25 protein-coding genes are annotated in these 26113 nt (G+C 45.9%); 14 read left to right on the top strand and 11 right to left on the bottom strand.

Translation table 11 applies throughout. The annotated features are described in order from the left end of the window. Positions 1-288: 288 nt before the first annotated feature. The 3 genes from KIV41_RS19115 to ompW form a co-directional block, all read right to left on the bottom strand. Positions 289-2889 (bottom strand): TRAP transporter permease, encoded by a 2601-nt coding sequence (locus tag KIV41_RS19115; protein WP_285337464.1) that lies wholly within the window; start codon positions 2887-2889, stop codon positions 289-291. Positions 2890-2966: 77 nt separating this feature from the next. Then, entirely contained in the window at positions 2967-3938 is a 972-nt protein-coding gene (locus KIV41_RS19110; protein ID WP_285337462.1) for a TAXI family TRAP transporter solute-binding subunit, read from the bottom strand. Between the two features lie 431 nt (positions 3939-4369). After that, positions 4370-5014 (bottom strand): outer membrane protein OmpW, encoded by a 645-nt coding sequence (ompW, locus tag KIV41_RS19105; RefSeq protein ID WP_010453431.1) that lies wholly within the window; start codon positions 5012-5014, stop codon positions 4370-4372. A gap of 432 nt (positions 5015-5446) precedes the next feature. On the opposite strand from ompW, the gene KIV41_RS19100 reads away from it, so the two are divergent. Together KIV41_RS19100 and KIV41_RS19095 are read left to right on the top strand one after the other, a co-directional pair. Then, positions 5447-6097, top strand: a complete 651-nt coding sequence (locus KIV41_RS19100) for a Qnr family pentapeptide repeat protein (protein ID WP_285337460.1) — start codon at positions 5447-5449, stop codon at positions 6095-6097. An 8-nt stretch (positions 6098-6105) separates the two neighbouring features. Continuing rightward, entirely contained in the window at positions 6106-6417 is a 312-nt protein-coding gene (locus tag KIV41_RS19095; protein WP_285337459.1) for a cupin domain-containing protein, read from the top strand. 190 nt (positions 6418-6607) lie between these two features. Here KIV41_RS19095 and KIV41_RS19090 read toward each other — a convergent pair whose 3' ends face one another. Then, positions 6608-7354 (bottom strand): hypothetical protein, encoded by a 747-nt coding sequence (locus KIV41_RS19090; protein ID WP_138953951.1) that lies wholly within the window; start codon positions 7352-7354, stop codon positions 6608-6610. 189 nt (positions 7355-7543) lie between these two features. Between KIV41_RS19090 and KIV41_RS19085 the strand changes: the two genes are divergently transcribed. After that, the gene (locus KIV41_RS19085) at positions 7544-7873 is read left to right on the top strand and encodes a multidrug efflux SMR transporter (RefSeq protein WP_005428450.1); all 330 of its coding nucleotides are present in this window, start codon (positions 7544-7546) and stop codon (positions 7871-7873) included. 16 nt (positions 7874-7889) lie between these two features. Further along, positions 7890-8519: an HAD family hydrolase gene (locus KIV41_RS19080; RefSeq protein ID WP_010453446.1), complete on the top strand. Its 630-nt coding sequence runs from the start codon at positions 7890-7892 to the stop codon at positions 8517-8519. Positions 8520-8574: 55 nt separating this feature from the next. Here KIV41_RS19080 and KIV41_RS19075 read toward each other — a convergent pair whose 3' ends face one another. Beyond that, positions 8575-9753, bottom strand: a complete 1179-nt coding sequence (locus KIV41_RS19075) for a lytic polysaccharide monooxygenase (RefSeq protein WP_285337512.1) — start codon at positions 9751-9753, stop codon at positions 8575-8577. Between the two features lie 213 nt (positions 9754-9966). After that, the gene (locus tag KIV41_RS19070) at positions 9967-10407 is read right to left on the bottom strand and encodes an Lrp/AsnC family transcriptional regulator (protein WP_045392588.1); all 441 of its coding nucleotides are present in this window, start codon (positions 10405-10407) and stop codon (positions 9967-9969) included. A gap of 148 nt (positions 10408-10555) precedes the next feature. On the opposite strand from KIV41_RS19070, the gene KIV41_RS19065 reads away from it, so the two are divergent. The 3 genes from KIV41_RS19065 (at position 10556) to KIV41_RS19055 (ending at position 14348) form a co-directional block, all read left to right on the top strand. Next, positions 10556-11140, top strand: coding sequence for a LysE family translocator (locus KIV41_RS19065; protein WP_045392585.1), 585 nt, complete (start codon positions 10556-10558; stop codon positions 11138-11140). A 278-nt stretch (positions 11141-11418) separates the two neighbouring features. Next, on the top strand, positions 11419-13341 hold the full coding sequence (locus KIV41_RS19060; RefSeq protein WP_252042210.1) for a S9 family peptidase: 1923 nt from the start codon (positions 11419-11421) through the stop codon (positions 13339-13341). 233 nt (positions 13342-13574) lie between these two features. After that, positions 13575-14348, top strand: coding sequence for a siderophore-interacting protein (locus KIV41_RS19055; RefSeq protein WP_182026150.1), 774 nt, complete (start codon positions 13575-13577; stop codon positions 14346-14348). 77 nt (positions 14349-14425) lie between these two features. Here KIV41_RS19055 and KIV41_RS19050 read toward each other — a convergent pair whose 3' ends face one another. The 3 genes from KIV41_RS19050 to KIV41_RS19040 all read right to left on the bottom strand — a co-directional run bounded on the left by KIV41_RS19050 (position 14426) and on the right by KIV41_RS19040 (position 16861). Next, complete coding sequence (locus KIV41_RS19050) at positions 14426-15295, bottom strand: LysR family transcriptional regulator (protein ID WP_010453456.1); 870 nt, start codon at positions 15293-15295, stop codon at positions 14426-14428. 68 nt (positions 15296-15363) lie between these two features. Then, entirely contained in the window at positions 15364-15876 is a 513-nt protein-coding gene (locus tag KIV41_RS19045) for a GNAT family N-acetyltransferase (RefSeq protein WP_252042208.1), read from the bottom strand. A 178-nt stretch (positions 15877-16054) separates the two neighbouring features. Further along, positions 16055-16861 (bottom strand): arylamine N-acetyltransferase, encoded by an 807-nt coding sequence (locus tag KIV41_RS19040; RefSeq protein WP_285337456.1) that lies wholly within the window; start codon positions 16859-16861, stop codon positions 16055-16057. 291 nt (positions 16862-17152) lie between these two features. Between KIV41_RS19040 and KIV41_RS19035 the strand changes: the two genes are divergently transcribed. The 3 genes from KIV41_RS19035 (at position 17153) to KIV41_RS19025 (ending at position 20691) form a co-directional block, all read left to right on the top strand. After that, complete coding sequence (locus KIV41_RS19035) at positions 17153-18301, top strand: S-(hydroxymethyl)glutathione dehydrogenase/class III alcohol dehydrogenase (protein WP_285337455.1); 1149 nt, start codon at positions 17153-17155, stop codon at positions 18299-18301. 155 nt (positions 18302-18456) lie between these two features. Next, positions 18457-19296 (top strand): S-formylglutathione hydrolase, encoded by an 840-nt coding sequence (gene fghA / locus KIV41_RS19030; RefSeq protein ID WP_285337454.1) that lies wholly within the window; start codon positions 18457-18459, stop codon positions 19294-19296. Positions 19297-19500: 204 nt separating this feature from the next. Next, a complete protein-coding gene (locus KIV41_RS19025) occupies positions 19501-20691 on the top strand; it encodes a BamA/TamA family outer membrane protein (RefSeq protein ID WP_285337452.1) in 1191 nt (396 codons plus the stop codon). A gap of 34 nt (positions 20692-20725) precedes the next feature. On the opposite strand, the gene KIV41_RS19020 is transcribed toward KIV41_RS19025, so the two are convergent. After that, entirely contained in the window at positions 20726-21097 is a 372-nt protein-coding gene (locus KIV41_RS19020) for a DUF805 domain-containing protein (protein ID WP_285337450.1), read from the bottom strand. Between the two features lie 274 nt (positions 21098-21371). Between KIV41_RS19020 and KIV41_RS19015 the strand changes: the two genes are divergently transcribed. From KIV41_RS19015 to KIV41_RS19005, 3 genes are read left to right on the top strand one after another with little or no spacing between them, the layout of a single operon-like run. Then, positions 21372-21833 (top strand): oxidoreductase, encoded by a 462-nt coding sequence (locus KIV41_RS19015; protein ID WP_038887042.1) that lies wholly within the window; start codon positions 21372-21374, stop codon positions 21831-21833. Beyond that, positions 21833-22924 carry a GGDEF domain-containing protein gene (locus KIV41_RS19010; protein WP_285337449.1) on the top strand — a complete coding sequence of 364 codons (1092 nt, stop codon included), beginning with the start codon at positions 21833-21835 and terminating at the stop codon, positions 22922-22924. The genes KIV41_RS19015 and KIV41_RS19010 overlap by 1 nt, the downstream gene beginning before the upstream one ends. 10 nt (positions 22925-22934) lie before the next feature. Next, the gene (locus tag KIV41_RS19005; RefSeq protein WP_285337448.1) at positions 22935-23339 is read left to right on the top strand and encodes a hypothetical protein; all 405 of its coding nucleotides are present in this window, start codon (positions 22935-22937) and stop codon (positions 23337-23339) included. Between the two features lie 98 nt (positions 23340-23437). Here the strand turns inward: KIV41_RS19005 and KIV41_RS19000 are convergent, their stop codons facing one another. Continuing rightward, positions 23438-24235 (bottom strand): Cof-type HAD-IIB family hydrolase, encoded by a 798-nt coding sequence (locus tag KIV41_RS19000; RefSeq protein ID WP_038887037.1) that lies wholly within the window; start codon positions 24233-24235, stop codon positions 23438-23440. Between the two features lie 197 nt (positions 24236-24432). On the opposite strand from KIV41_RS19000, the gene KIV41_RS18995 reads away from it, so the two are divergent. Next, on the top strand, positions 24433-26112 hold the full coding sequence (locus tag KIV41_RS18995) for an RluA family pseudouridine synthase (protein WP_285337446.1): 1680 nt from the start codon (positions 24433-24435) through the stop codon (positions 26110-26112). The last annotated feature ends 1 nt before the right edge of the window (position 26113 follow it).

Genomic DNA, 26113 nt, shown 5'->3' with positions numbered 1-26113 from the left:
GTGATCAGTGTAGGATTTTTCTATCTTCGGACAATAAGATGATCTGCAAGGTTAAGATCCGATTTTGAGCGTTGATTATTTGTTCAGAAGGTGCGCAAAGATATTCACACTCTTTAATAGCCAAGCAACCTCGAAATGCTTGGCTATCAACGTACATAAAGCATAGGGAGCACTAATCATTCCATGACATGACATGACATGACAACAAAAATGACGAATATTCCATACAGAAAAAAGCCCCGTTAGTCTTAACTCTAACGAGGCTTTATGGTTATTTATCTCTCACTATCAATGTGCTGCAGCAAGCTGCGCATTTACTCTTCGGCGTTGTAGCCAAATCACAACACCAAACAGCAACATTGCCGGAATCCACATCCACTCTTTGCGATAACGCTCAACTGGCACACGCACATCGACAATCTGTTGGTCGAACTGCAATCCTGCCGCCTCTGCAGGGCTAGCAAAGCTGACGATATCAATCAGGGTTTGTTCACCTTGCTGATAAGTCGCTATGCCAAGTGCGTCCAGTTTATCTTGTCCGGTTTCCCCTTCAGGAACCGACAACAACACCGAGAATTCACGCATCTTACCTACTGCATCTTCACCGCTGATGCGCATTCTCAGCACACCGCCCTCTTCTAGCGGCTCAAGCGTTTGTGCCAACTGAGCAGGATTGCTCGATTGGTACGGATCCACCACCATATCGATCCAGAATCCTGGACGGAACAGAGTAAAGGCCACCAGCAATAACAGAACGCCTTCGTACCAACGGTTACGAGTTAGGAACCAACCTTGCGTCGCAACAGCGAATATCAACATCGCAATAGTAGAGATAACAAAGATGGCGATACCGTGCGCCCAATCCACGTCAATCAACAACAAGTCCGTATTGAAGATAAACAGGAACGGCAAAGCCGCGGTTCTCAAACTGTAGTAAAACGCGGTTAAGCCCGTCTTGATTGGATCGCCTTTCGATACCGCTGCAGCAGCAAACGAAGCCAGACCCACTGGCGGCGTTACATCCGCCATGATGCCGAAGTAAAACACAAACAAGTGCACCGCAATCAACGGTACGATCAAACCGTGTTGTTGACCTAGCGTGACGATAACAGGCGCCAACAAACTTGATACCACAATGTAGTTCGCCGTGGTTGGTAAGCCCATGCCTAGAATCAAGCTCAATACCGCCGTGAGCATCAGCATTAGTAGCAAGTTGCCCATCGACAGCATCTCAACCAAATCAGCCAATACTAAGCCAACCCCCGTTTGCGATACCGCACCAACAATTACGCCTGCGGTGGCGGTCGCGATGCCAATGCCGATCATATTGCGCGCGCCAGCAATCAAGCCTTCACGCAAATCGATACAACCGTCTTTGAAGTTACCGTAATCGTGTTTGCCGTCTTTACGCATCCAAGTCAGCAGAGGACGTTGAGTCAGAACGATCACCACCAGAATCACACTACCCCAAAAAGCAGACAACCCTGGAGACAAGCGCTCGATCATCAAACACCACACCAAAACCACCACAGGCAGTAGGTAGTGCAAGCCAGACAGCAAGACTGTACGCGTATTTGGTAACTGTTCTAGCGGGGCATCTGGATCTTCTTCTGGTAGCGGCTCATTACTTGCGGCGACTTTTAGCAGCGCCAAGTAAACCGTTGCCAGAATCAACGCCATCCCCGGTAGTACAAAGTCACCCAATACTGGCTTCAACCATCCTAAACCATAGTAGACCGCCATCGACAATCCAGAAATCAACGCCGCGCCAAATGCAAATCCCGTTAGCCTTGCTAGCCAAGGTTTTGAGCGTGCGGCATCAATTGGCTGCATGCCCAACTTGAGCGCTTCTAGATGGACAATATAAAGAAGGGCGATGTAAGAAATTGCGGCAGGTAAGAAGGCATGTTTGATGATCTCAACATAAGGAATGCCAACGTATTCCACCATCAAAAATGCCGCAGCGCCCATAACAGGTGGCATAATTTGTCCATTCACCGATGAAGCCACTTCCACTGCACCGGCTTTCTCTGGAGAGAAACCCACTTTGCGCATCATAGGAATAGTGAACGTCCCCGTGGTCACTACGTTGGCGATGGACGAGCCCGAAATCAAACCCGTTAAGCCCGAGGCAACGACGGCCGCTTTTGCAGGGCCACCACGCAAGTGCCCCAACATGCTAAATGCCAGTTGAATGAAGTAGTGCCCTGCTCCAGCGCGTTCCAACAACGCACCAAACAGAACAAACAAAAATACAAAGCTGGTCGATACGCCAAGTGCAATACCAAACACACCTTCAGTAGTGATCCACTGGTGGTTAGCCAACGCATCCAACTGCACGCCTCGGTGGGACAATAAACCCGGCATGTATGGGCCTGCCAAGCTGTAGCCGATAAACACCAACGCAATCACAGGCAATGCTGGGCCCAATACTCGACGCGCCGCTTCTAAAAGCAGAGGCAAACCAATCAATGCGGTAACAAAGTCTTCAGTGGTTAAGCTGCCCGGACGTTGTGCTAGTGCTTCGTACATAACAAACAAGTACAGCGAAGACGCACAAGCAATCAAACCCAACATGATGTCAAAGGCAGGAACACGATCGCGCGGGGAGCGCTTAAAAGCCGGGAAGACAAGGAAGGCAAGCAACAAGGCAAAGCCAAGGTGAATGGCGCGCGTTTCGGTATCGTTCATCACACCTAAACCGACAATAAATGGCAGCGGAGACGCGATCCAAAGTTGAAACAAAGACCAAAGTAACGCCAAGCCGGCAATCAGCTTTTCCATGATTCCGGTTGGCAAGCGAGCACCCACATCTTGGGCAATCAGTTCTTCTGCCGACAGCTCACTCGGATGCGTGTCAGCATGGGACGTGGAGATCGTCTTATCCATAATTTTCTCACAAACAACAGAGAAGCAAGCGCCGCGAATCCATCACAGCGCTTGCTAAAAATCGAAGGTTCTAAGAATTACAACCAGCCGCGCTCTTTGTAGTAGCGCACCGCACCTTCATGCAGTGGTGCAGACAGACCCACTTCAATCATTTCTGATTCTTTCAGGTCTTTAAATGCTGGGTGCAGACGCTTGAAGCGGTCTAGGTTGTCGAACACAGATTTCGTCAGTTGGTACACCAACTCAGGATCCGTCTCTGCTGTGGTTGAGAGCACCGCTTTGCCGCCGATAGATTGCGTATCGTTAGGGTTACCACGGTACATTCCGCCCGGAATGGTTGCTTTGGTGAAGTAAGCACGCTCGGCAAGTAGCTTGTCGATTTCCGGACCAGTCACTGGCACTAACACCGCATCCGTTGTGGTCGAGGCTTCTTGAATCGCGCCGTTTGGGTGACCAACAAAGTAGCTCATTGCATCGATGTTGTTGTCACTCATTGCAGAAGCTTGTTCTGCTGGTTTTAAGTCGGACACCAAACTGAATACATCTTGCGACCAGCCTTTTGCTTGCATCACTTGTTCAAATGTATCGCGTTGACCAGAACCAGGGTTACCGATGTTGACGCGCTTGCCTTTCAAATCGTCGAAATTGATGATGCCTGCGTCTTTACGCGCAAGAATCGTGAACACTTCACTTTGTAGTGAGAAAACGGCACGAATATCCGTCATTGGTTGGTTATTTTGGAAAGGAGCCACACCTTCTAGGGCTTTGTATTGGTGGTCTGACTGCATGATGCCGAAGTTATACTCGCCACTGCGCAAACCATTGACGTTTGCCACGCCACCACCACTGGCTGGTGCATTACATTTAATGCTGTGGTCTGCAGCACCACGGTTTACGAAACGGCAGATCGACTGTCCAGCGACGTAATAAACGCCCGTTTGACCACCGGTGCCGATAGTAATAAATTTCTCTGCCGCACTTATTTTCTCACTGTATGAGAACAGTGAAACTGCCGAAGCAAATACTGCAATGAGTGTGGTTCCTTTCATTTTAAGTTCTTCCTGTCTATCGATTGAAAAATAAAGATATTTTTCTCAGCTAAAGACAGCAAAACCGAAAAATACTCGTGTAAAAATTCCACGCTTCACGAGCAATTTTCCTTAGTCAGCTAATCCTTAGCTTCATTTTGTAATTTTTATTCCCGTATTCGATTAATATTTAACCGAGCACTTGCAATCGAATTTATCAGAACAAGTTCAAAACCTAGCTATAGTAAATTTTCGCTTTTCTCAACAATCGAGAATTAACAGAAAATTCATTTTTTAAGCGATACATTTACAAACAGGAAGATTGGTCGAATGAGAGAAAATAGGAAGGAAATGTTGCGCAAGAAAATGACATAAAAAAAGAGGGGCAATCCCCGCAACTGCCCCTAAAAGTCATGCCAATAATCTTATTGCTCTTTTACTACTGCTTTCTCTTAGAACTTGTAACCGCCACTGATCATGAATACCCAAGGGTTGATCTTCACATCAGTTTTTTGTGCTGCACCACCAAACTTGTACGTCGCTTCAGTTTCAATATTTGCATACCAGGCAGAAGCGTTTACAAACCACTTGTCATCAATCATGTAATCGACACCCACGTTAGCCGCTAGACCAAACGAGTCATCCAGTTTTAGATCTGTAAGGCCTACATCTTTCGCTTTACCGTTAAAGCCTTCATCGAAGAAGATGGTGTAGTTCAGACCGGCACCCACGTATGGGCGGAACTTGCTTTGTGCGTCGCCAAAGTAGTACTGAACCATTACGGTTGGTGGTAGGTGTTTAGTATCTGCAATATCACCCAAGCCAAGAAGGTCTGTTGAAATGTCGTGACTAAATGGAGTTGCTGCAAGCACCTCTAAGCTGATGTTGTCAGTAAACATGTAACCAAACGTCAAACCGAGCTGAGTGTTGGAATCCACTTTAAGCTCTTCTTGAGAACCTAAGATCTTGTCACTGCTGTCATTTGGCACAACTGAAGCCGCACCGACACGTAATACAAAATCACCTTCTTTGTGAGCTAAAACTTGAGGTGATACTAGCGCAGCAACCACTGCTAGACTGCAGATTGTTTTTTTCATTGTTATTTCCTTTTGTAGGGCTTAATAGTTTTTATATTCTTGAGCTGCGCGCAATCTAGCACATAGAAACCCTACTTTTTTGATGGAAATCAATTTGTAAAAAATATCACTTTTTCGCATACAAAATCGCCATACCGATCAACAAATTATGCAAATAGGACACAATTCTGTAATGCAAACTGTGCGTGTGAGAAGAGTGCGTCGCAGTTCTCATTCCCCCTCCTATGTACGCCTCTGTATTCAACAAAACTATTTTCTCGATATGCTCGGATTATTTTCAAAAAACACCGCCCTCAAAAAGCCAGTTTGACCGCTTAAATTGGCGATTTTCGGCCTTTGTAAGGCATTGAAATACAACAAGTTATATTTCTGGAAAATCAGTCACTTAGAGTGGTAGTCTGCTTCCAACGAACAAAGAAAAGATAAAAAGCCATGATTAAGACCAATCTCACTTTCGAACACGAAGACTTTTCTCACCAAGATTTGCAAAACGCCACCTTTGAAAACTGCCGCTTTTATCAGTGCAATTTCGACCATGCCGATCTCAGTGATGCAAAGTTTATTGATTGTCGCTTTATCCAATCGAGCGACATAGAAGGCTGCAGTTTCCGCTATGCCAAACTCAAAGATGCAAGTTTCAGCAACTGTATGTTGGCCATGTCTCAGTTCAATGGTGCAGACTGCGTCGGCATCGAACTGCGTAAGTGTGATTTGAAAGGCGCAAACTTTCAAAGTGCTAACTTCGCTAATCGTGTCAGCAACACTGTGTTCTTTTGTATCGCTTACATTACGGGCTGTAACTTGGCTTACACCAACTTTGAGCATGCAATAATCGAGAAATGCGACCTGTTTGAGAACCGATGGAACGGCGCCAATCTGATGGGCGCAAGCTTTAAAGGCTCTGACTTATCGAGAGGAGAATTCAGTCGAGAACAATGGGGCAGCTTTAATATAGAGGAGAGCGATCTTACCCACGTCGATTTAGAAGGCTTGGACATTCGCCGCGTCTCTTTATACGGTGTTAAGATCTGTGACTGGCAGCAAGAACAACTGCTCGCACCATTTGGACTGATCGTTATTTAGGAAGCGCTATGAATCTGTTTAAAGACCTGCCCAGTGATCTGAGTGAAGAAGTGTTCGAAGATTTACTCACACATAAACAACTGCGCATCGAGCGTATTGTCTCAAAAGGGCAAACCACGCCAAAGGGTGAATGGTACGATCAAGAAGAACATGAATGGGTATTGGTTCTGCAAGGCGCGGGTGAACTGACTTATGAAGATGGTTCTGTAAAACGTTTAGAGGCGGGCGATCACGTCAACATTCCTGCACATACCAAGCATCGCGTGAGTTGGACTGATCCCGAGCAAGAAACGATTTGGCTGGCGGTTTTCTACCGCTAAACTTTCGACTTCCGTGTTATTCCGAGGAACAGGTTAAGAAAAACGGGGGAAAGAAACCCTAACTTTCCCCATGTGCGCAATAAAGGGTCTAGGTGAAGCGCAAAAGAAATTGAAGTCATGGCCTCTGAGCGAGTCTCCCAACTGTTACCCAGAAATAGATCTGACCATGACTTCAATAATTCATAAAAAACTATTGGATTGAGAGGGTGTTCTGTTTGCGGTTGTATTCAAATAGTTCGCGGTGAGAGATAACATCATGACTCTGCCATCCATCATAAGCGCTGCTCCCTTTCTCAAGTCGTACAGCATCCCCATTTAGCTCAATGGAAATTTGTTCAAGCTGACTTTTTCCGTCAACTTCCTTGCTTTCAAAACGAAGTTGGTAAGAATCACTCTCTTTGAAGTAATGCGCCCGGTAGAGTTCACCAAAAATCTCCAGAGAAATCCCTTCAGGGTAAACGGCTAAAGCGATATCAGTATCGGATTCACTCAGATAGTACTCACTAATCCCTTTCCTAGACTCCAGGATATTTGCCGAGTATTGCAAATGTGCCACTTGATGACTTGTCGATACAACGAAGGCGTCAGGGGAAATACGCATCAGTTGATAGCCCATTATGGGAGCCGTTAACGTATCGCCAACCTCTGGAGCTAGCTGCCCTAAATGGACAAGATCTCTCGCATTGAAAGACCAGAGAATATTGGTCGTAATCTGATCAATCGTAAATGTAATTTTTCTCGATAGATTTTCAACTTCCCAACCTCGAACATCAAGGCTAATCGCATCGGTAATTGCAGTCGCAAGAAAATCCACCGATTGAATTTCGTATTCTGCTCTAGGGTCTTGAAAGTCGTCGAGTCTCTCTGTGGTAAAACCATCGTCATCACAACCGATCAAACCCAACGCACATATAATGGAGAACAGCAGTTTTCGCATCCATTTCTACCCTATAACGAATTAAAGCCGGACGAGAGTGTATCTGCTGAGCTCATATTGAGTTGTAAGCGTATGTAATGCCAATTATTACAAATGAGTAAAAGTAATTTGATAGTCGACGGGATTATCATTTCATTTAACACCAATATACTAGCCGCACTCCACAACAACCGAAGACGAATGATAACAATGAGCTGGTTTTTCTTACTTTTAGGCGTGGGCGCAGAAGCCCTTTCACATGTTGCACTCAAAGCCACTGACGGTTTCAGTAAACCACTGCCTGCAACACTTGTTTTACTTGGTCACTTGGCAGCATTCGTCTGTTTAGCACAAGCAATGAAAGGCGGTATGCCTGTGGGTATTGTTCACGCACTGTGGGCCGGGTTGGCTATTGTGTCGGTGACCTTAATTTCTCAATTGGTGTACCGTCAGCATATGGACACCAGCCTTTGGATTGGCATGGCGCTTATCGCAGCGGGCGTGATGGTGATAAACTTCTCCCACGGACATGCACATTAAACTCTAAGGAAACAGATTGTCAGATTCTCGGAAGCCCGCTTTAGCACTGTTTGATTTTGATGGCACCATCACCGATGAGGATATGTTTAGCCTGTTCCTTCACTACTCGGTTTCTGGTCCACGCAAATGGCTGGGCAACATCTTAATCTCGCCATTTTATGCACTATACAAATCCGGGCTCCTCCCTGCGAAACGAATGCGCCCAATCGCCAGTTTTATCGCCTTTTCGGGACGAAAAACCGACGACGTGAAAACATTAGGAGCGCGGTTTGCACGAGAAGTGATCGTTCAACACATTCGCCCCGAAGCCAGAGCCAAACTAGATTGGCATCATACTCAAGGTGATACTATCGTAGTCGTTTCTGCTTCACTTAACGCCTACTTAAAACCTTGGTGTGATACTCATGGTTATCACTTACTTTGCAGTGAGTTACTCAGTGGTAGCGAACGCATTACTGGCCTCTATCACAGTAGAGATTGCAGTCTGGAAAGAAAGGTAGAACGTGTTAAAGCGGCTTTTGACTTGAGCCAACATCAAGCTATCTACGCTTATGGTGATACCCATGAAGATATCCCCATGCTCAAATTGGCAGATCATGCCACGATGAATTGGCAACCTTGGTCCCAAAATAGCTCCGTCGGCTAAAACAAGAAACCCTTCTCACCAGAGAAGGGTTTTGTTTATATAGAGCGGCTCATGACTAACGCCAAACGCCCCATTCTCCTGTGGTTCCTGGCTCTTCACCAGTTGTCCACCACTGCGCAGTCCATTCACGGCCGCTGTGCGTCACGACATCGCCTTGGTTGTACACCGCATCTTTGTTCCACAAGTTGGTTGGATCAACCGGTGGTTGGGTATCACCTTTAATCAATGATAACGCATAGCTAAAGTTGGCATTCGGAGCCAGTACTTGGTTTGCGTAGATATTACTGCTATCGAACATGTAGTGCTTCATCGCTTCATGCCAAATACCTACATACCAATCACCGGTTTGTTGTGAGTTAAATTGATCCGCTAGCTCTGCAGCCCACGTCGTGGTGTTGTTAGTACTGATTGGCAGTGACAGATCGACGATCTCGCTACCTGTTGCATTGAAGGTGCGGAAACGCACCGTATCACCCGACTCTACTGGACCAAAACCTTGTGCCACAAAGTAGCCAAGAGAAGTCAGGTTGTTTGCGGGATCGGTAGGGTCAACTGGGTCAGTTGGTGGTATGGTGCCATTGCCGTTTAAGGTAATGTCACTACAGTTGTAGAAGCCTTCACCTGCCACATCGATACGTTGCCAACGAGTGTAAAGAATCGCATCACCCGAGCGGTCTGCAGGGAAAGTTACCTGCATGCGGTAGCGCTTCTCAGCATCTACATACACGTCACCAGCAGTATCGATCAGTTCTAAATCGTCCCAAGTCAGTGGCTGCGTATCATCATAAGTGGGTTTAGAAAGATAGAACTCCCAATAAGACGGGTTATGTGGCGCTTTACCAAAGAACACCATCTCAATTTGGTTATTGGTATCTAGCGTTACATTAGTACGCTGCCAGTTTGGCGATGGGATATTCAAACCTTTCTTAGCAGCATCACCCGCTGAGCACAACTCGCCATCACGTACGATAGCTTTTACATGGGCCATATCGCGGTAATTTGGCACATTCGCGGCAATTTCACTGCGCTGCACAAATGGGTATGCACCCGATTCGTCATAAGCCGCCTGACAAGCTTGGTTTGGAATTTCATTGGTCCAAAATCCACCGTCTAAATAACAGGTGTTTTGGCGTGCGCTTGGAAACTCGACCCAACCATGGGCACTAACGTTAAAAGAGCTTAAAGCAACAATTGCGCCCAAGCTTGCAAGAGGAAGGGTTACGTATGATTTCATCATTCATCCTTAAAATTTCTGACTCACTGCTCACGGACCGGGCAGCGACTTAGAAAAATTAGCAGGATGCGATTATTTAGAAGGTGAGAATAAATGCTGGAATTGTCAGATTGACGACTGCTTTCCAGCATTTTATGTGGACTTTACTCACACTCGACTGACTCTTTCGAGTCACTTCAAAATTGGCGTGCTACAAAATCGTAGGCTTTAGAACTAACGCTCATCTTTTGGCGTGTCCATCACCACCATGGTTGTGATGGCTTTGACGTGTTCGCATTCTCCCAACACATCAGCATGAAAGGTTTTGTATGCCGCAAGATCTTGGGTTTCGACCCTTAATAAGTACTCGTTGGCACCAGTGATGTTGTGGCACTCCACTACCTCGTCAACAAAGCGCACGTGGTCTTCAAAACCAAGCTGTGCCTGTTTAGAGTGAGAAGCTAGACCAATCGACACATAAGCAACAAAACCGACACCCATTTGCTGATTATCCAACACCGCCCGATAGCCTTTGATCACGCCCTTACGCTCCAAATCTTGCACACGACGCAAAGTCGCGGATGGCGATAATCCAACTCGCTCAGACAGCTCCACATTGGAGATTCTTCCGTCTGATTTCAGTGCTTGCAATATTCTTTCGTCAAATCTATCCATGATGACCTTTTGTTGTTTATCTTACGTATTTTCATCAAATAAAAGCACAAAATTGATGTCACTTCTACCTATCATTGTTCTCGACTAGTCAAGACAACCATCTTTCGCCTGGGTGCACGCAGGCAATACAAAAATGCAGGAACACACTATGGAATACCATCAACTTGGTGCGCTGGCACTGTTTGCGTTTGTCTCGACTTTCACTCCGGGGCCAAACAACATCATGCTTATGACTTCTGGCGCAAACGTCGGCTTTAAGCGCACTATCCCACACATGTTAGGTATCACTCTGGGCTTTGGTGCGATGCTGATTTTGGTTGGCATTGGTCTTATGAGCTTGTTTCACACGTATCCGATCACCCATAAGATTCTTAAGGTTTTGAGCCTGACATACTTGGTGTACCTCACTTACAAAATTGCCACCAGCAGCAAAACAGAAGTCAAAGATGATTACCGCCCAATGAGCTTTTTAGGTGCAGTTGCATTCCAATGGGTGAATCCGAAAGGTTGGTCAATGGCACTTACCGCCATCACCGTATACAGCAGCGGTGGATCTTGGCTAGAACTGGCTTTCATCGCTGGCATCTTCTGCTTAGCAAACCTACCTTCTGTGACTTTTTGGACCGCCGCTGGTATCCAACTTCAACGCTGGCTCACCACACCAAAACGGGTAAAAGGCTTCAACTATGGCATGGCTGCGCTTTTGCTTTTATCGACTATCCCAATGATATAAATGATAAAAAGCACGGATAAATGTGATTGATACCAAGTTTTGGCTAGTCCTTTGTTCGGTAAGTACAAATAATCGCCACTTCCATGGATAGATTGGGTCATAGTAGCAACAGCAGTGACAAGAATATTAAAAACCCTCAAACATAAACCCTATCGATATATTCGATTTTGGCTTCTCTTTCACTGCTTTGTCGCTTTCATTCTTTAATAGCGACTATCGATTCACTCTGACCGACAAGCACGATGCTGACTGGTCCGTCACACAAGGAGCGTTATACAATGCGTACTCGCAAGCTTATTCTTGCTACCGCTTTTGGCCTACTACTCGCGGGTTGTAGCCAAACTTCGACCACTACGACTGCCGAAGTTATCCCACCGGAATATCCTGTAGATTACTTCTTCCGTAATGCTGAAGTCTCTAGCTACCAAATCTCTCCAGCTGGTGATTACATTTCAATGATGAAACCATGGCAAGACCGTAAAAACGTCTTTGTACATCCTGTAGGCAAGCCAGAGGATGTTAAACGCATTACGTCAATCACTGGTCGTGACATCGCTTACTACTATTGGGTTGGTGATGACACCGTAATTTACTCACGCGATACTGGCGGTGATGAGAACTTCTACCTCGTCACGGTGAATGTTAAAACAGGTGAAGAGAAAACCATCACACCAACATCTGGCGTTGTGGCTTATGTCATTGACACTTTAGAAAGCCAGCCAGACGACATTCTTATCACGACTAACGAACGTAACCCGCAAGTGTTCGATGTTTACCGCCATAATTTAAAAACTGGCGAGAATACACTGGTGGCGCAAAACCCAGGTAATGTCCGTTACTGGGGTACCGACCACGATGGTAATATCCGTGTCATTTCAACCTCTGACGGTGTCAATACTGCAGTACTGTACCGTGATAGCGTGGATGAAGAGTTCCGTCCATTGAAGAACCTCACTTTCAAAGAAAGCTTCTCACCGATTTCCTTCACACCCGACAACAAGAATCTATATGTCGCCTCGCGCATCACACGCGATAAGTCTGCGATCATCGAATACGATGTGAAGGCAAATAAAGAAGTACGCGAGATCTTCTCTCATCCAGAAGTAGACGTCACTAATGCGAGTTACTCCAATGCACTTAACAAGCTCACGACGATCTCTTATGTAACGGACAAGCGTCAGTATCATTTCCTAGATAAGAGCTATGAAGAGACTTTTGAGCGTCTACAAGAGAAGTTACCTGGGGTTGAAATCTCAGTAAACAACTCAACTCGAGATGAAAGTAAAATGATCGTTGTAACCTACAGCGATGTCGACCGTCCAAATTACTATTACTACGATCGTAATACGGATACGCTCGAGAAACTGGCAGCAAATGCTCCTTGGCATAAACCAGAACACATGGCACAGATGAAGCCAATCACTTACACCGCTCGTGATGGCGAAACCATTCACGGTTACTTAACGCTGCCAAAGGGTCGTGAGGCAAAAGACTTACCACTGCTTGTACTGCCGCATGGTGGTCCTTGGGCTCGTGATCACTGGGGCTTCCAACCTGAAGTTCAGTTGTTTGCAAACCGTGGTATCGCCGTCCTACAAATGAACTTCCGTGGTTCAACCGGTTACGGCCGTGAATTCTGGGAGAAGTCATTTAAGCAATGGGGTCAATCAATGCAAGATGACATCACTGATGGTGTTAAGTGGACGATTGACCAAGGCTACGCACGAGATGGTGAAGTCTGTATCTACGGTGCATCATATGGTGGTTACGCCACATTGGCTGGTGTGACGTTCACACCAGACCTATACAAATGTGGTATCGACTATGTTGGCGTTTCTAACCTGTTCACCTTCATGGATTCTATTCCACCATACTGGGCACCTTTCCTAGCTATGCTGCATGAGCAAGTGGGTAACCCAGAAGATCCTGAAGATGCGAAGATGATGAAAGCCTACTCACCAGTGTTCCATGTCGACCAAATCAAAGCTCCTCTATTGGTTCTACAAGGTGCGAAAGACCCACGCGTAGTGAAGAGTGAATCTGATCAGATCGTTAATGCTCTGCGCGACCGCGGTGTTGAGGTGGAGTACATCGTCAAAGAGAACGAAGGTCATGGCTTCCGCTCTCTTGAAAATCGTCTTGATGGTTACCAAGCGATGGATCGATTCCTGAAGACACATTTGTTAGAGCAAACACAGTAAACAAGCTCCATTCTTCTATCAAGGGCACTTCGGTGCCCTTTTTTATTCTCCCACCACTATCTTATAAAGCTGGACGACGAAGTGTTCATTTGAGCGAGGCGTACCGAAATTAAATCGCCGATTCTCAGATCAGAGTGTAAATTTAGATAAAGACACTATCTGCCTTGTTGAGATGCTGTTAATCTTAGATGAGAAAGAGAATAGTTATCAAACGTAGTGAAATGTGAATTAAAATGAAAAAGAAACCACAACCAAAAAGCCTCGTTGTCATCAACACACAAGCGGTAACACCGAACATGCAGCGCATTACCCTGCAAGGTGAGGCACTAGGCAACTTCCCACAAGATTGTGAAGGCAGCTACATCAAGCTGCTGTTCAACGAAACTGGTGGCACGGACATTCAAGGCTTTTCTGAAGAGAACCGTCCGGTTATGCGTACTTACACCATTCGTCGCTTCGATCCACAAGCGTGCACGATTGAGGTCGATTTCGTGCGTCACATTACCAAAGACCTACAATGTGGCTTTGCCGCGCGTTGGGCAATGTCTGCAAAAGAAGGCGACACCATCAATATCGCCGGTCCTGGCAGCATTTCGAACCTAAACACTGAAGCGAATTGGTTCTTTATGGCTGCGGACATGACGGCGTTGCCAGCGCTATCAGCGAAGATTCGCACTCTGCCGGAAGACGCAAAAGGCTATGCCGTGATCAGCGTGATTTCTGAAGCGGATATCCAAACTCTCGAAGCACCAGCAGGTATGGAAATCCATTGGGTCACCGAGCAATCACTCGAAGATAAAGTCCGCGCACTAGAATGGAAAACAGGTGAAGCAGCAGTGTGGTGTGCTTGTGAGTTCGACTCAATGCGCGCGCTACGCCAATACTTCCGTAACGAAAAAGAAGTGGAACGTGAAAACCTTTACCTCAGCAGTTACTGGAAACAAGGCGTATCAGAAGATGGCCACAAGGTCATCAAACGCGAAGATGCGGAATTAAACGAGCAGTAACTTCCACTTGCCACAAAAAAATAAAGCCAAGTTGCTACATGAAAACTTGGCTTTTTTCAATGGACTGAGTTCATCACTCAGCTCATATTTTCAGCTAAGAAATCAATCAGTAAGCGTACTTTTGGCGACAGGTTTCGGTTTTGCGGATACAGCGCCCAAATACCTTCGCGATCGTCTCGGTAATCGGTTAACACTTCCACCAGCTCGCCATTGTCTAACGCTTCTTGTACATAGTAGTCCGGCAACTGTACCAAGCCCAAACCACGCTTTGCCGCATCAACCAAAGCAAAACCACTGTTGCACTTAATACGACCAGAAACACGAAGAGACTTCTCACGCTTCTGCTCTTTGAAGTGCCAATAGTCAGCGGTACCCACCAAGCATTGGTGATGACTCAGTTCAGACAAGGTATGCGGCTCACCAGATCGCTCTAAGTAAGCGGGGCTGGCACACACATACAGCTGACGCGATGATAGTCGCTTGGCGATCAAACTTGAATCTTGCAAACGTCCCAGACGAATCGCCACATCGACGCCTTGCTCAATCAAATCTAACTTTTGGTTAGTCAGATTCAAATCCAAATTCACTTGCGGGTACTTTTCTAAAAATTGGTGCAGCAAGGGAGCAAGATTCATTTCTCCATAGGTCACAGGTGCAGTGACTTTAAGCAGACCTTTCGGTTCTGCCTGCATCTGCGTTACCGCTAACTCTGCTAGCTCTAAGCCTTCGACAAGATGCTTACACTGTTGATAATAAAGCTGCCCCGCTTCAGTTAGCGACACTTTACGCGTAGTACGGTGAAGCAATTTCACAGCAAGACGCTCTTCCAGTGCTGATACACGACGGCTGATTTGTGCGACCGATGTTTTCAGCTTATTGGCTGCGCCTGTGAAGCTGTTGGTTTCTGCGACGGCGACAAACTCGCTGACGCCTTCCCAATTCGCCATGGTTTTGATCCTATGGAATTCTACTTATTGTGTATTCTCACACAAACTGAAATGTGGAGAAAACCTGTTTAAAAAGGATAGCCGACTAAATGAACTGTCTGTTGTGGCCAAATGATTTTGAGAGAGCATACCATGGTCTCATCAGTACAGACCCAATGATTCGCGGTAACTTCCATCTTCAAGTTATTGATGGGCTGATAACCACTGGATTGATAAACCGAGGTGAGACCAAACAGAACTGAAAACGCATCGCCTCTTTCTAAGGCGTCCTTATGAACAGCCTCAAGCAATATTTTTACTAGCCCCTGCCCCCGTGAACCCGGATCGACGCAGACTTCAGCAATACCACAAATAGGAAAGGATTGGTCATCAATCATGACTTGCTTTTCATGCACAGCAACATGGGCGGCAAGTCTATCGCCATCCCAAAGTAGGTAGCGGTGGCGAGGCATTTCATTAAAATAGCGTTGGGTTTGAAAGATTTTGTCTTGCTCCTTGGTGAAGCAAGTGGACAGCAAAGCTCTTAACTTAGCATCGAGTTCTTGGGTGACTTCATCATCAAGCAAGTATTCAAAGCGCATGATTTACCTCATTTATTTCGCATAGTTAAAGGTAAACTTTTGATTTGTGCCTTACCGAGAGGCAGCGCAAATAAAAAAGCACAGACTGAGCTGTGCTTTACATTTTTGAGCCACTAAGTAAGGAAATTGGAGCTAACGCGATGTTTGAAGTCTCAATTAGAGTGCGATTCGTCCACAATTACGACTCTTTCAATGGTTTTAAAGATGAGTAATCAGCATCAAGATCGATACCAAAGTGGGTTTTGAGCGCAGATAGATACGTTTGTCCGGCTTCTAACTCAATTTCAACCACTTCACCATTTGCTCGGTACTTTAAACTGTAGTTGAGCAAAGTAATGATTCCGCTATCTGTCGCCAGCGCTGCCACTCGGCTGGAAGTAAAATGTGAGTTAGGCGATGTGGAGGTGTAATGATTGCCACACACGATGTCTCCATCGAATACGTGTTCAAAGTCTAAGCTGTATAAATCAATCCATTGTTCCGCGTCGTCATAGGATTGAACTTGCAACATGTAGCCGACCAACTCATGTTCGACAAAACGGAACGTTTGTAGGTCAGTATGAATGGCTTGATTTAGTACAAATGGCAGCGGTGCACGTGGCGTGTTCGAACCGAACCCTACATCAACGATCCACTTATCTTCTCCCATAGTAACCAAAGTGAACTGATGAGTTCTGCCCGATGGCGTGCCAGACAAATGAACGCGCCCCAATAACGGTCGTGCATCAAAACCGATGCTCTGCAACACCTTCAACAACAGCGCATTCAACTCAAAGCAGTAGCCTCCGCGTTCTTGATAAATCAATTTGTCGATAATCTCTTGCTCTGAAATAGAAATGCCGCGCCCAAGCGCAATATCAAAGTTCTCAAAAGGCAAACGACGATGCTGAGCATTATGCAGCAGTAACAAGGTATCACTGCTGACATCCAGTGATTGGGTGACGCCCATTTTATCTAAGTAAGCCTGTAAATGTGTTTGGTTCATACCAATCCTAATTCAGTATTTTGCAATGACAGGTACACTAAACCCTCAACCGTACTTAAGGTCAAACCCCCAATATAATTTTTCTCGTGCTTCTTAATCTCACTCGCACTAACAATCACGTTATTACATTGATTATTACGCATGCGTAAAAATCATTTTCAATTTAGCCGGATTATCATTTTTTGTGAAACACCTAAAATGGGCACCAACAAAACGACGCAGCGCAGTGAACAAACCTCAACTACGCTTATGGCGTCACTCCATATACTGAGAATATAAAGGAAACATCCAATGGCACTTGAAATCAAACCAGGTCAAACTCACATTAAATCAAAGGCAATGGTTGCATGGGCTGCAGGCGAGCCACTAAAAATGGAAGAAGTTGATGTACAACTTCCTAAAGCTGGCGAAGTACTTGTGCGCATCGTTGCTACTGGTGTTTGTCACACTGACGCGTTCACTCTATCAGGTGACGATCCAGAAGGTATCTTCCCTTCAATCCTTGGCCACGAAGGCGGCGGTATCGTTGAAATGGTTGGCGAAGGCGTAACAAGCGTTGAAGTTGGCGACCACGTAATTCCGCTTTACACAGCAGAATGTGGCGAGTGTAAGTTCTGTAAATCTGGCAAAACAAACCTATGTCAGGCAGTTCGTGAAACTCAAGGTAAAGGCCTAATGCCAGACGGCACAAGCCGCTTCTCTGTAAACGGTGAGACAATCTTCCACTACATGGGTTGTTCTACTTTCTCTGAGTACACTGTACTTCCAGAAATCTCACTAGCAAAAGTAAACAAAGAAGCACCACTTGAAGAAGTTTGTCTTCTAGGTTGTGGCGTAACAACCGGTATGGGTGCGGTACTAAACACAGCTAAAGTTGAAAAAGGCGACACAGTTGCTGTATTCGGTCTAGGCGGTATCGGTCTTTCTGCAATCATCGGTGCTCGTATGGCTGGCGCAAGCCGCATCATCGGTGTAGACATCAACGAAAGCAAATTCGACCTAGCGAAACAACTTGGTGCTACTGATTGCATCAACCCAATGAAATTCGACAAGCCAATCCAAGACGTTATCGTTGAGATGACAGACGGTGGTGTTGACTACTCATTCGAATGTATCGGTAACGTAAACGTGATGCGTCAAGCACTTGAGTGTTGTCACAAAGGTTGGGGGGAATCAGTAATCATTGGTGTTGCTGGTGCAGGTCAAGAGATCTCAACTCGTCCATTCCAACTAGTAACTGGTCGCGTATGGCGTGGTTCTGCTTTCGGTGGTGTTAAAGGCCGCTCTGAGCTTCCAGAAATCGTGAACCGTTACATGGCTGGTGAGTTCGGTCTACAAGAATTCATCACGCACACTATGGGTCTGCAAGACGTGAACGAAGCGTTCGAATTGATGCACAAAGGTGAATCTATCCGTACTGTTCTTCACATGGATAAGTAATCCAAGATAGCAGCTCACGTAATGTGACTGATATTTGAAAATTTGAAATAGGCGCTCTTCTCACTGGATACGTTCTCCTTTGAGAAGAGAGCCATCCGCTGTCTTTAACGGTCTTGTCCGCCGTTAAAAATCATTGTTTTATCGAGAGATTATTCATGACCATTGAAAGCCTAAGCCAAGCCAAAGTATTCGGTGGTTGGCATAAACAGTACACACACGAATCTCGCGCTTTGAACTGCAACATGCGCTTCGCGATCTTCTTGCCACCAAATGCAACCAAATCAAACCCAGTGCCTGTGGTTTACTGGTTGTCTGGCTTGACGTGTACCGATGAGAACTTCATGCAGAAAGCCGGTGCGTTTCGCATGGCGGCTGAGCTAGGTATCGCCATTGTGGCACCGGATACCAGCCCACGTGGTGACGACGTTGCAGACGACGAGAACTACGATTTGGGTAAAGGTGCGGGTTTCTACCTAAACGCTACTCAAGAGCCATGGTCGCATCACTACCACATGTACGACTACATCACCCAAGAACTGCCAGCGATCATCGAAAGTAACTTCCCAGTCTCTGACGTGAAGTCGATTTCGGGTCACAGCATGGGTGGTCACGGTGCGATCACCATTGGTCTGAAAAATTCAGATCAGTACCGTTCAATTTCAGCATTCAGCCCAATCAGTAACCCAATGCAATGCCCTTGGGGCCAAAAAGCGTTTACCGCTTACCTAGGCACTGATATCGAAAGCTGGAAACAATACGACGCGAGCGAGTTACTTAAGCAAGCAAAATCACCATTACCTATCCTAGTCGACCAAGGCGATGCTGATAACTTCCTTGCTGAGCAATTGAAGCCTGATGCGTTACTGGCGGCAGCAAAAGCCCACGATTCAGAAGTCGAACTGCGCATGCAGCCGGGTTACGACCACAGCTACTTCTTTATCTCTAGCTTTATCGCTGATCACTTGAACTTCCACGCGAAGTACCTGTTTGCTTAACACCTGATTTAGGCTCGTTAAGCCAACGAGTGAGTACAGGAAACCAAACGGTTTAATAATCCTCTCTATACAAAGCCACCTATTTATTGGGTGGCTTTTTGTGTTTTAAAAACACTCACTTTCCCTTTACACAAGTCCCATTGCAATTTATCGAAATGACGTCTAACTTGTAATTGAACATCATTCAATTAACGCTAGCACTTTATGAAAAAACCAACGTCAGTCCTGCTAACCTCGACTTATTTCGGGTTGTTAACGACCTCTCCTATTGCCGAGGCGATCAGCTTTTTCGATCCCATTGATGGGCAATTGGATATGGGTGAATACCTTGCTGAAAACGCCTACGGTTTTCTTCCCGTCCCGATCGTAATTACCGAACCTGCTGTCGGCTATGGTTTGGGGTTCACTGGCGTGTTTTTGCATGAATCCGATGAGCAACGAGAGAAAAGACGCAAACTGGCGGAAACATCACTCGATGGTGGCGCCCAACTTTTGACTCCTGCTATTACCGCTGTGGGTGGCTTCGCAACCGAAAACGGCACTTGGATGGGGTTTGCTGGCCATCGCCGCACTTGGGCACAAGACACGGTTCGTTACCTTGGTGGCATCGGTTATGGCGACTTCAACATGACCTTCTACCCGCAGTCCGCGCTGCCGGGCTTAGACGGCGTATTCAATGGTGAGGGATTAGATTTCGAGATTACTGGCGGCGGCATGCTCAACCATCTTCAATACCGCATTATTGATGCGCCGCTGTTTGTTGGTGTGAAACAGCTCTATTTCGTCACCGACCAAAAAATCACTAACTCACCAGTGGCCGATAAGCTGTTGCAAACCCTGACCAATACCGCTCCGACCATTTCAGGGCTCGGACTAACACTGGAGTGGGACAACCGAAACAACTTCTTTAGTCCCACTCAAGGCTACAACTACAAAGCCGAGTTCTTATGGTACAACGACGCCATTGGTAGTGATTACGAATACGAACAACTGGACGTAGAGGGCATCAATTACTGGGAATTAGCCGATGATTGGTCGCTGGCTCTGCGCGGACAATACAAGTCGCTTTATACTGACGAGCGCTTTCTGCCACCGGCGTCTTACCCTGATATCGAGCTGCGTGGCGTAGCAAGAAATCGCTATCAAGGTGATGAAACCCTATCAGTAGAGTCTCAGCTGACTTACCAATGGAGTCCCCGTTGGTCGACGAATGTGTTTGGTGGTTTTGGGTACGCCTCAACGAATACATCGCTGTTTGAGAACGATGCAGAGTATGCGTATGGTGTGGGCTTTCGTTACCTCATCGCTCGTCGTTATGGCTTGCAAGCAGGCATGGATTTCGCCTTCAGTGATGAGGATAACGCAGTGTATTTCCAAGTGGGCTCAGGCATTTAAATCCACTCGATTCAAACCATCACGGTTGTCATTATCACGACTGATATTTAGGGCTCACACCGTATTGGTTCGAGCCCTCTTCACTGTCTTGAATCAAGAAGTACAACAGCACCAAAATACCGATAACTGGCACAAAGGCTATCAGAGCCCACCAACCTGTTCTTCCTGAATCGTGCAAGCGACGCACAGTAACCGCAATCGAAGGAATCATAATAAACAGCGCATAAATCACACCGAAGAAGCCAAAATTGTCCATTTGCATCACGCTGCCAATGACTCGATCAATGATGCCCATCACCAAATTGATCAGCACATTGACTAACGTAAAGTACCAATACTCTTGGCGTCTCGCTCTGCCACTAAAGTTGGTGTAATTGAGGATAACTTTATAGTACCAATCAAACATATTCCCTCTCTTAATTGGCTGAAAGTGTCACGAAAGTTAGACAAGCTGAAGCGAAATGCACACAAAATGAGCTAAATAATGCATTCACCCACTTGTTGCAGTGTTAACTGTGTTATTAACCTTGACGTATATTTCACCAGCGGTTACTTTTCACTCAAAACATATTATATAAAATCATCAAGTTGGCTCTATTATTAATAAATATATAACCATAGCTTTAGATAGCGATTAATGCGCTAGCTGAGACTAGGGGAACAACTCAAAAGGGCACAAGATGAGAAAAATAGTAGCACTCACTTTGTTTTTGTTTGCGCCGACACTTTTCGCGAACACAATACAGTTTAGCAGTCCGGAAAAAACCAACCTCGTTATTGCACTCGAAGATATAGAAACACTGCCTATTACCTCCTATGTTACCGAATTACCTTGGTTAGATAGTCCGGCGGTGTTTGAGGGAGTAACTCTCAGTACGCTTCTTCGACAAGCATTCGGAGAGGTCCCAAAGCGTGTCGAATTACGAGCTTTAAATGACTATCATGCCAATATAAATCGTGAAGATATTCTGCGTTACGAACCTATCGTCGCCTATAAAAAAGACAAGAAATACATAAAGATAAGAGATAAAGGACCATTTTGGTTAATTTATCCTATCTCTCGTTTTCCTGAGATCGATGTTAGCCACTACCATTCACAAATGGTATGGCAACTTAATAGTGTGAAAATAGAAGAAAAATAATGAATTCAGATATATCTCCCCCGAAAACGGGACCTTTTTCATTGAGAAGTAAAGTCTTGCTCATCGCGGTTGCCACGACTTTACTACTGGCAAATCTCGCTTTGTTTAAGCAAACTCGGGATCTAGCTCGCTCATACTCCGATCAACAAAACCAAGCTACTTGGTTCCTATTTCATTTATCTAAAGAACTATCAGAACTTGTCAGTGAAGCAAGAAGACTCAACGAAAGCGTCATGAATATTGATGGTGCAGAGTTGCAATATGAGCTTGCTTGGAGCCGTTTTGACTTATTGATAAACAACCGTGAGGCTGACTCCTTTCTCTCTAGACATGAAGTCAGACGCTATTTCTCTGGGTTGTTTACCCGCTTCCAAAAACTAGAACCAACACTTGTTGAAGCAAAAACTGGCAGCAGTATAGCGGCGAACCAATTTTACCGAGGTGCACAAAACCTATATTTAGAAATGATTGACTATGTAACTCAAAATTTTAGGGTTGCTAGCCCCCTCTATCAAAAACAGCAAAATCAAGCTAAACAGCTAATGTTTGCACAATACGTTCTGTTAACGATATTCGTTATGACCGTAGCCCTTCTGGCGTACTTCTATCAAAGTGAATCCAAATACCACAAGAAGATGGCATTAAGTGATAGTTTAACTGCCCTCCCTAACCGCAGTGCGATGTTTTTCGAGCTACGCCGTCTTGAGAGCGCCAAGCTGCCATTTTCATTGCTTCTGCTTGATCTCAATGGCTTCAAAACCATCAACGATACCAAAGGCCATCAAGCGGGCGATATTGCGTTAAAAGAGGTGGCGAATAGATTGAAACTAATGGAGTTACATCAGTTCTCAACGTACCGAATGGGCGGAGACGAATTCGCTGTCATTATTGAGTCGAATGAGGAGTGTGAAATCAAAGATGCAGAACATCGCATTCACGCCGTTTTTGAGCGACCAATAATGGTGTCTTATGAACCGCAAACGCTTTCAACCAGCTTAGGTGCAGCAAGCTACCCTAATGACGGCGACAACATTGACTTCCTGATCAATTTAGCGGATAAGCGCATGTACAAAATGAAATTCCAACGATAAACGGATAACCATGATGAAAAACTTCATGCGAGCAGTGCTATTACTGCTAGTGATCGCAATAGGTGTGTTGGCTTGGGTGTTCATCCCATCTCACGAAACTGTAGGTGCACAAACCCTCGAAGAAGCACTCAACGACGATTACACCCTGGTTGGGCACCGCATTCACTCTACTGACCCTGACGCCGGTAACATGTTTGGTTACTTCCTAGTGTACAAGGGTGCAAATACAGAAGACCTAGAGCCATTTTTGGTAACTTCTGACCAGTTTATTCGCATGGAACAAACGGGTGAGAATACGCTTACTCTAACCGTGAATGGCCGCATCTACCGCTACCATAACGACCTGTGGGTAGAAAACCCTAATGGTAAACTGCAACATTGGCTTGTTAGCGCAACGGCTAAGTACGTACGCTAATTTGCCTCTACGTTTAGACTCACTAAGTTTCAAATGAACAAAAGCCCCGCTCATCACATGGCGGGGCTTTTATGTTCACATGATGAGCAAAAAAGCGATTAAAGCACTTTCTCTCTGATCACTTTCATCACTCCAGAGTCGCGGTTGCTTGGTGCTGAGAAACGGGCGATTTTCTTCACTGCTTCATGCGCGTTTTCCATTGCATATGAGTGCTCGCTCACTTGTAGCATTTCGAGATCATTTAAGTAGTCGCCAAATGTCATCGTCTCTTCAGGTCCAAAGCCCATAGTCTCTTGAAGGTGCTTAATTGCCGAGCCTTTTGACGCTTCTGCGTTCATCACATCCAACCAAATCTTCGCACTCACCACAACCTGATGCGTATCATCAAACCTTGCTTTCATGGTTGGATAAACCAACTCTTCTGAGCCACCAAAGTGACAAATTGCGACCTTGATGAACTCATCTTCCACTTCTAACAAGTCAGGCACATATTCACAGCGGTGGTAGTACTTCTGGAACTCTTCTAAGGCTTTAGGATCTTTGGTTTCGATGTAAGCCGAACGCTTACCACACAATACTAAGTGGGTACCTTCTACTGCACGAGCCGCTTTTATAATTTCATCAATTTCCGATTTTGGAATGGTACAGCTGTAGAGCTCTTTGTCTTGGTACATAACCAAGGTGCCATTTTCCGCCACATAAATCATGCGATCTTGGATCGGCGCAAACGTATCGCGCAAACTGTAGTACTGACGACCTGATGCTGCCGAGAACAAAATGCCCTTCTCTTCGAGCTGTAAGAACAGATCAAAGAATTCAGGATCTAAACGACCATATTGGTCAAGCAAGGTGCCATCCATATCGGTGGCAATGAACTTGATGCTAGCTTGTGACATGACTTTAACTCAAAAAATGAAGCAGCACAGGTCACTCTGTGAATGAAAACAGGCTGCAAAAAACAATCTTGGTAAGGTACAGGATCTTGAGTGAATCTCAAGCTGAAATGAGCAGGGTGAACTAGGTTCAAGATAGCAATCCACTTTAAAACAGGTACAATCCGTGCTCGATTTTTATTTCATGCGGACTCACAATTATGCACTCGCCTGAACATTGCTTTACTCGTTTTACTGCAGATATTTTTGGTTATGATTTACCGGCGCAGTTTACGTTTCCGTTCTACTACACACCTCACCCATTGTGTGTGTTGGCTGCTGAACAATTGCAGCAACATCTGATGGCACAAACCGACTTCGAACATGATTTTGGTCTTGAGGATGAGAAAAGTGGACGTGGCAAAATGTTCGGCGTTTTATTGGTGCGTAGCCCACAGGGTGAGCTTGGCTACTTCAGCGCTTTCTCAGGCAAGATTGCCGATCAAAATTTACTACCTGGTTTTGTTCCCCCTGTATTCGACATGCTGACAGAAGAAGGTTTCTTCCGTGGCGAGACGGATGCCATTAATGCTGCGAATGCGCAATACAAAACCTTTGCTGCTAATCCAGAACTGACACAACTGAAAGCGGAAATCAAAGCTGACCGCGAAGCGTATCAACAAGAAGAAAATACCCAGCGCCAAGTGATGATTGCGGGGCGTGCAGAGCGTAAACAGCAACGTAAGCAAGGCGAACAAACGCTAAGTCCCGAAGATCTAAAAGTGCTACTGGATGATTTAGGCAAACAAAGTGTCGCTGAAAAGAATGTGCTCAAGTACCTCAAGCAAGCGTGGGATGAAAAGCTGGCAGTAAAAGAAGCACGCCTTGCTGAGCTAGAGCAAAGATTGGCAGAGCTAAAAGAGCAGCGCAAAGATCTGTCTAATGCTCTGCAGCACAAACTGCATAAGCAATACCGCTTCTTGGATAACCACAGCGCAGAGCGCGATTTGGTGGACATTTTTGCTCCTACTACCAACCCAGTACCACCAGCAGGTGCAGGTGAATGTGCAGCGCCGAAACTGCTTCAGTTCGCATACAAACATGGCTATCAACCGCTTGCGTTGGCTGAATTTTGGTGGGGCGTATCGCCGAAATCTGAAGTGCGTCAGCACAAGAAGTTCTACCCATCTTGCAACAGCAAATGCCAACCGATTTTGGGGCACATGCTGCAAGGCTTGGATGTGGAACCAAACCCATTAGCAGAGAACTGGGCGGAAGATAAAGAACTGGAAATTCTGTTCCAAGACGAAGCCATGGTGATCGTCAACAAGCCTTCGGGTCTGCTTTCCGTTCCGGGCAAAACCATCAAGGATTCGGCGTACACACGCCTGCAAGCGATGTTCCCAGATGTCGAAGGGCCGTTCGTTATTCACCGCTTGGATATGGCAACGTCGGGGATTTTGGTGTTTGCTTTAACCAAACGATCAAACAAGAGCCTGCAAAAGCAGTTCATCACACGCGGTGTACAAAAGCGCTACATGGCGCTGCTTGAAGGAGTGTTAACCGAGCCTGAAGGTGAAATCTCACTCCCGATGCGTGGCGATCCGGATGACCGCCCACGTCAACTGGTGTGCTTTGAGCACGGTAAACCTGCTGAAACTTACTGGCAGCTGATTGAAGTGAAAGACGGACGCAGCAAGGTGTACATGTACCCGAAAACAGGACGAACCCACCAGCTACGTGTACACAGCGCGCACCACATGGGGTTGAACATGGCAATGGTTGGCGACGGCTTGTATGGCGAAAAAGCCAACCGTCTGCATTTGCACGCAGAGATGTTGGAGTTGGACCATCCATATAGTAAGGAACGCATGTGCTTTAAAGCGGAGTGCGAGTTCTAGC

The sequence above is a fragment of the Vibrio sp. D401a genome, from assembly GCF_030248515.1.
GTDB lineage: Bacteria > Pseudomonadota > Gammaproteobacteria > Enterobacterales > Vibrionaceae > Vibrio > Vibrio rotiferianus.
The sequence above is the reverse complement of the archived record's forward strand: the minus strand, read 5'-3'. Positions and strand labels throughout refer to the sequence as shown.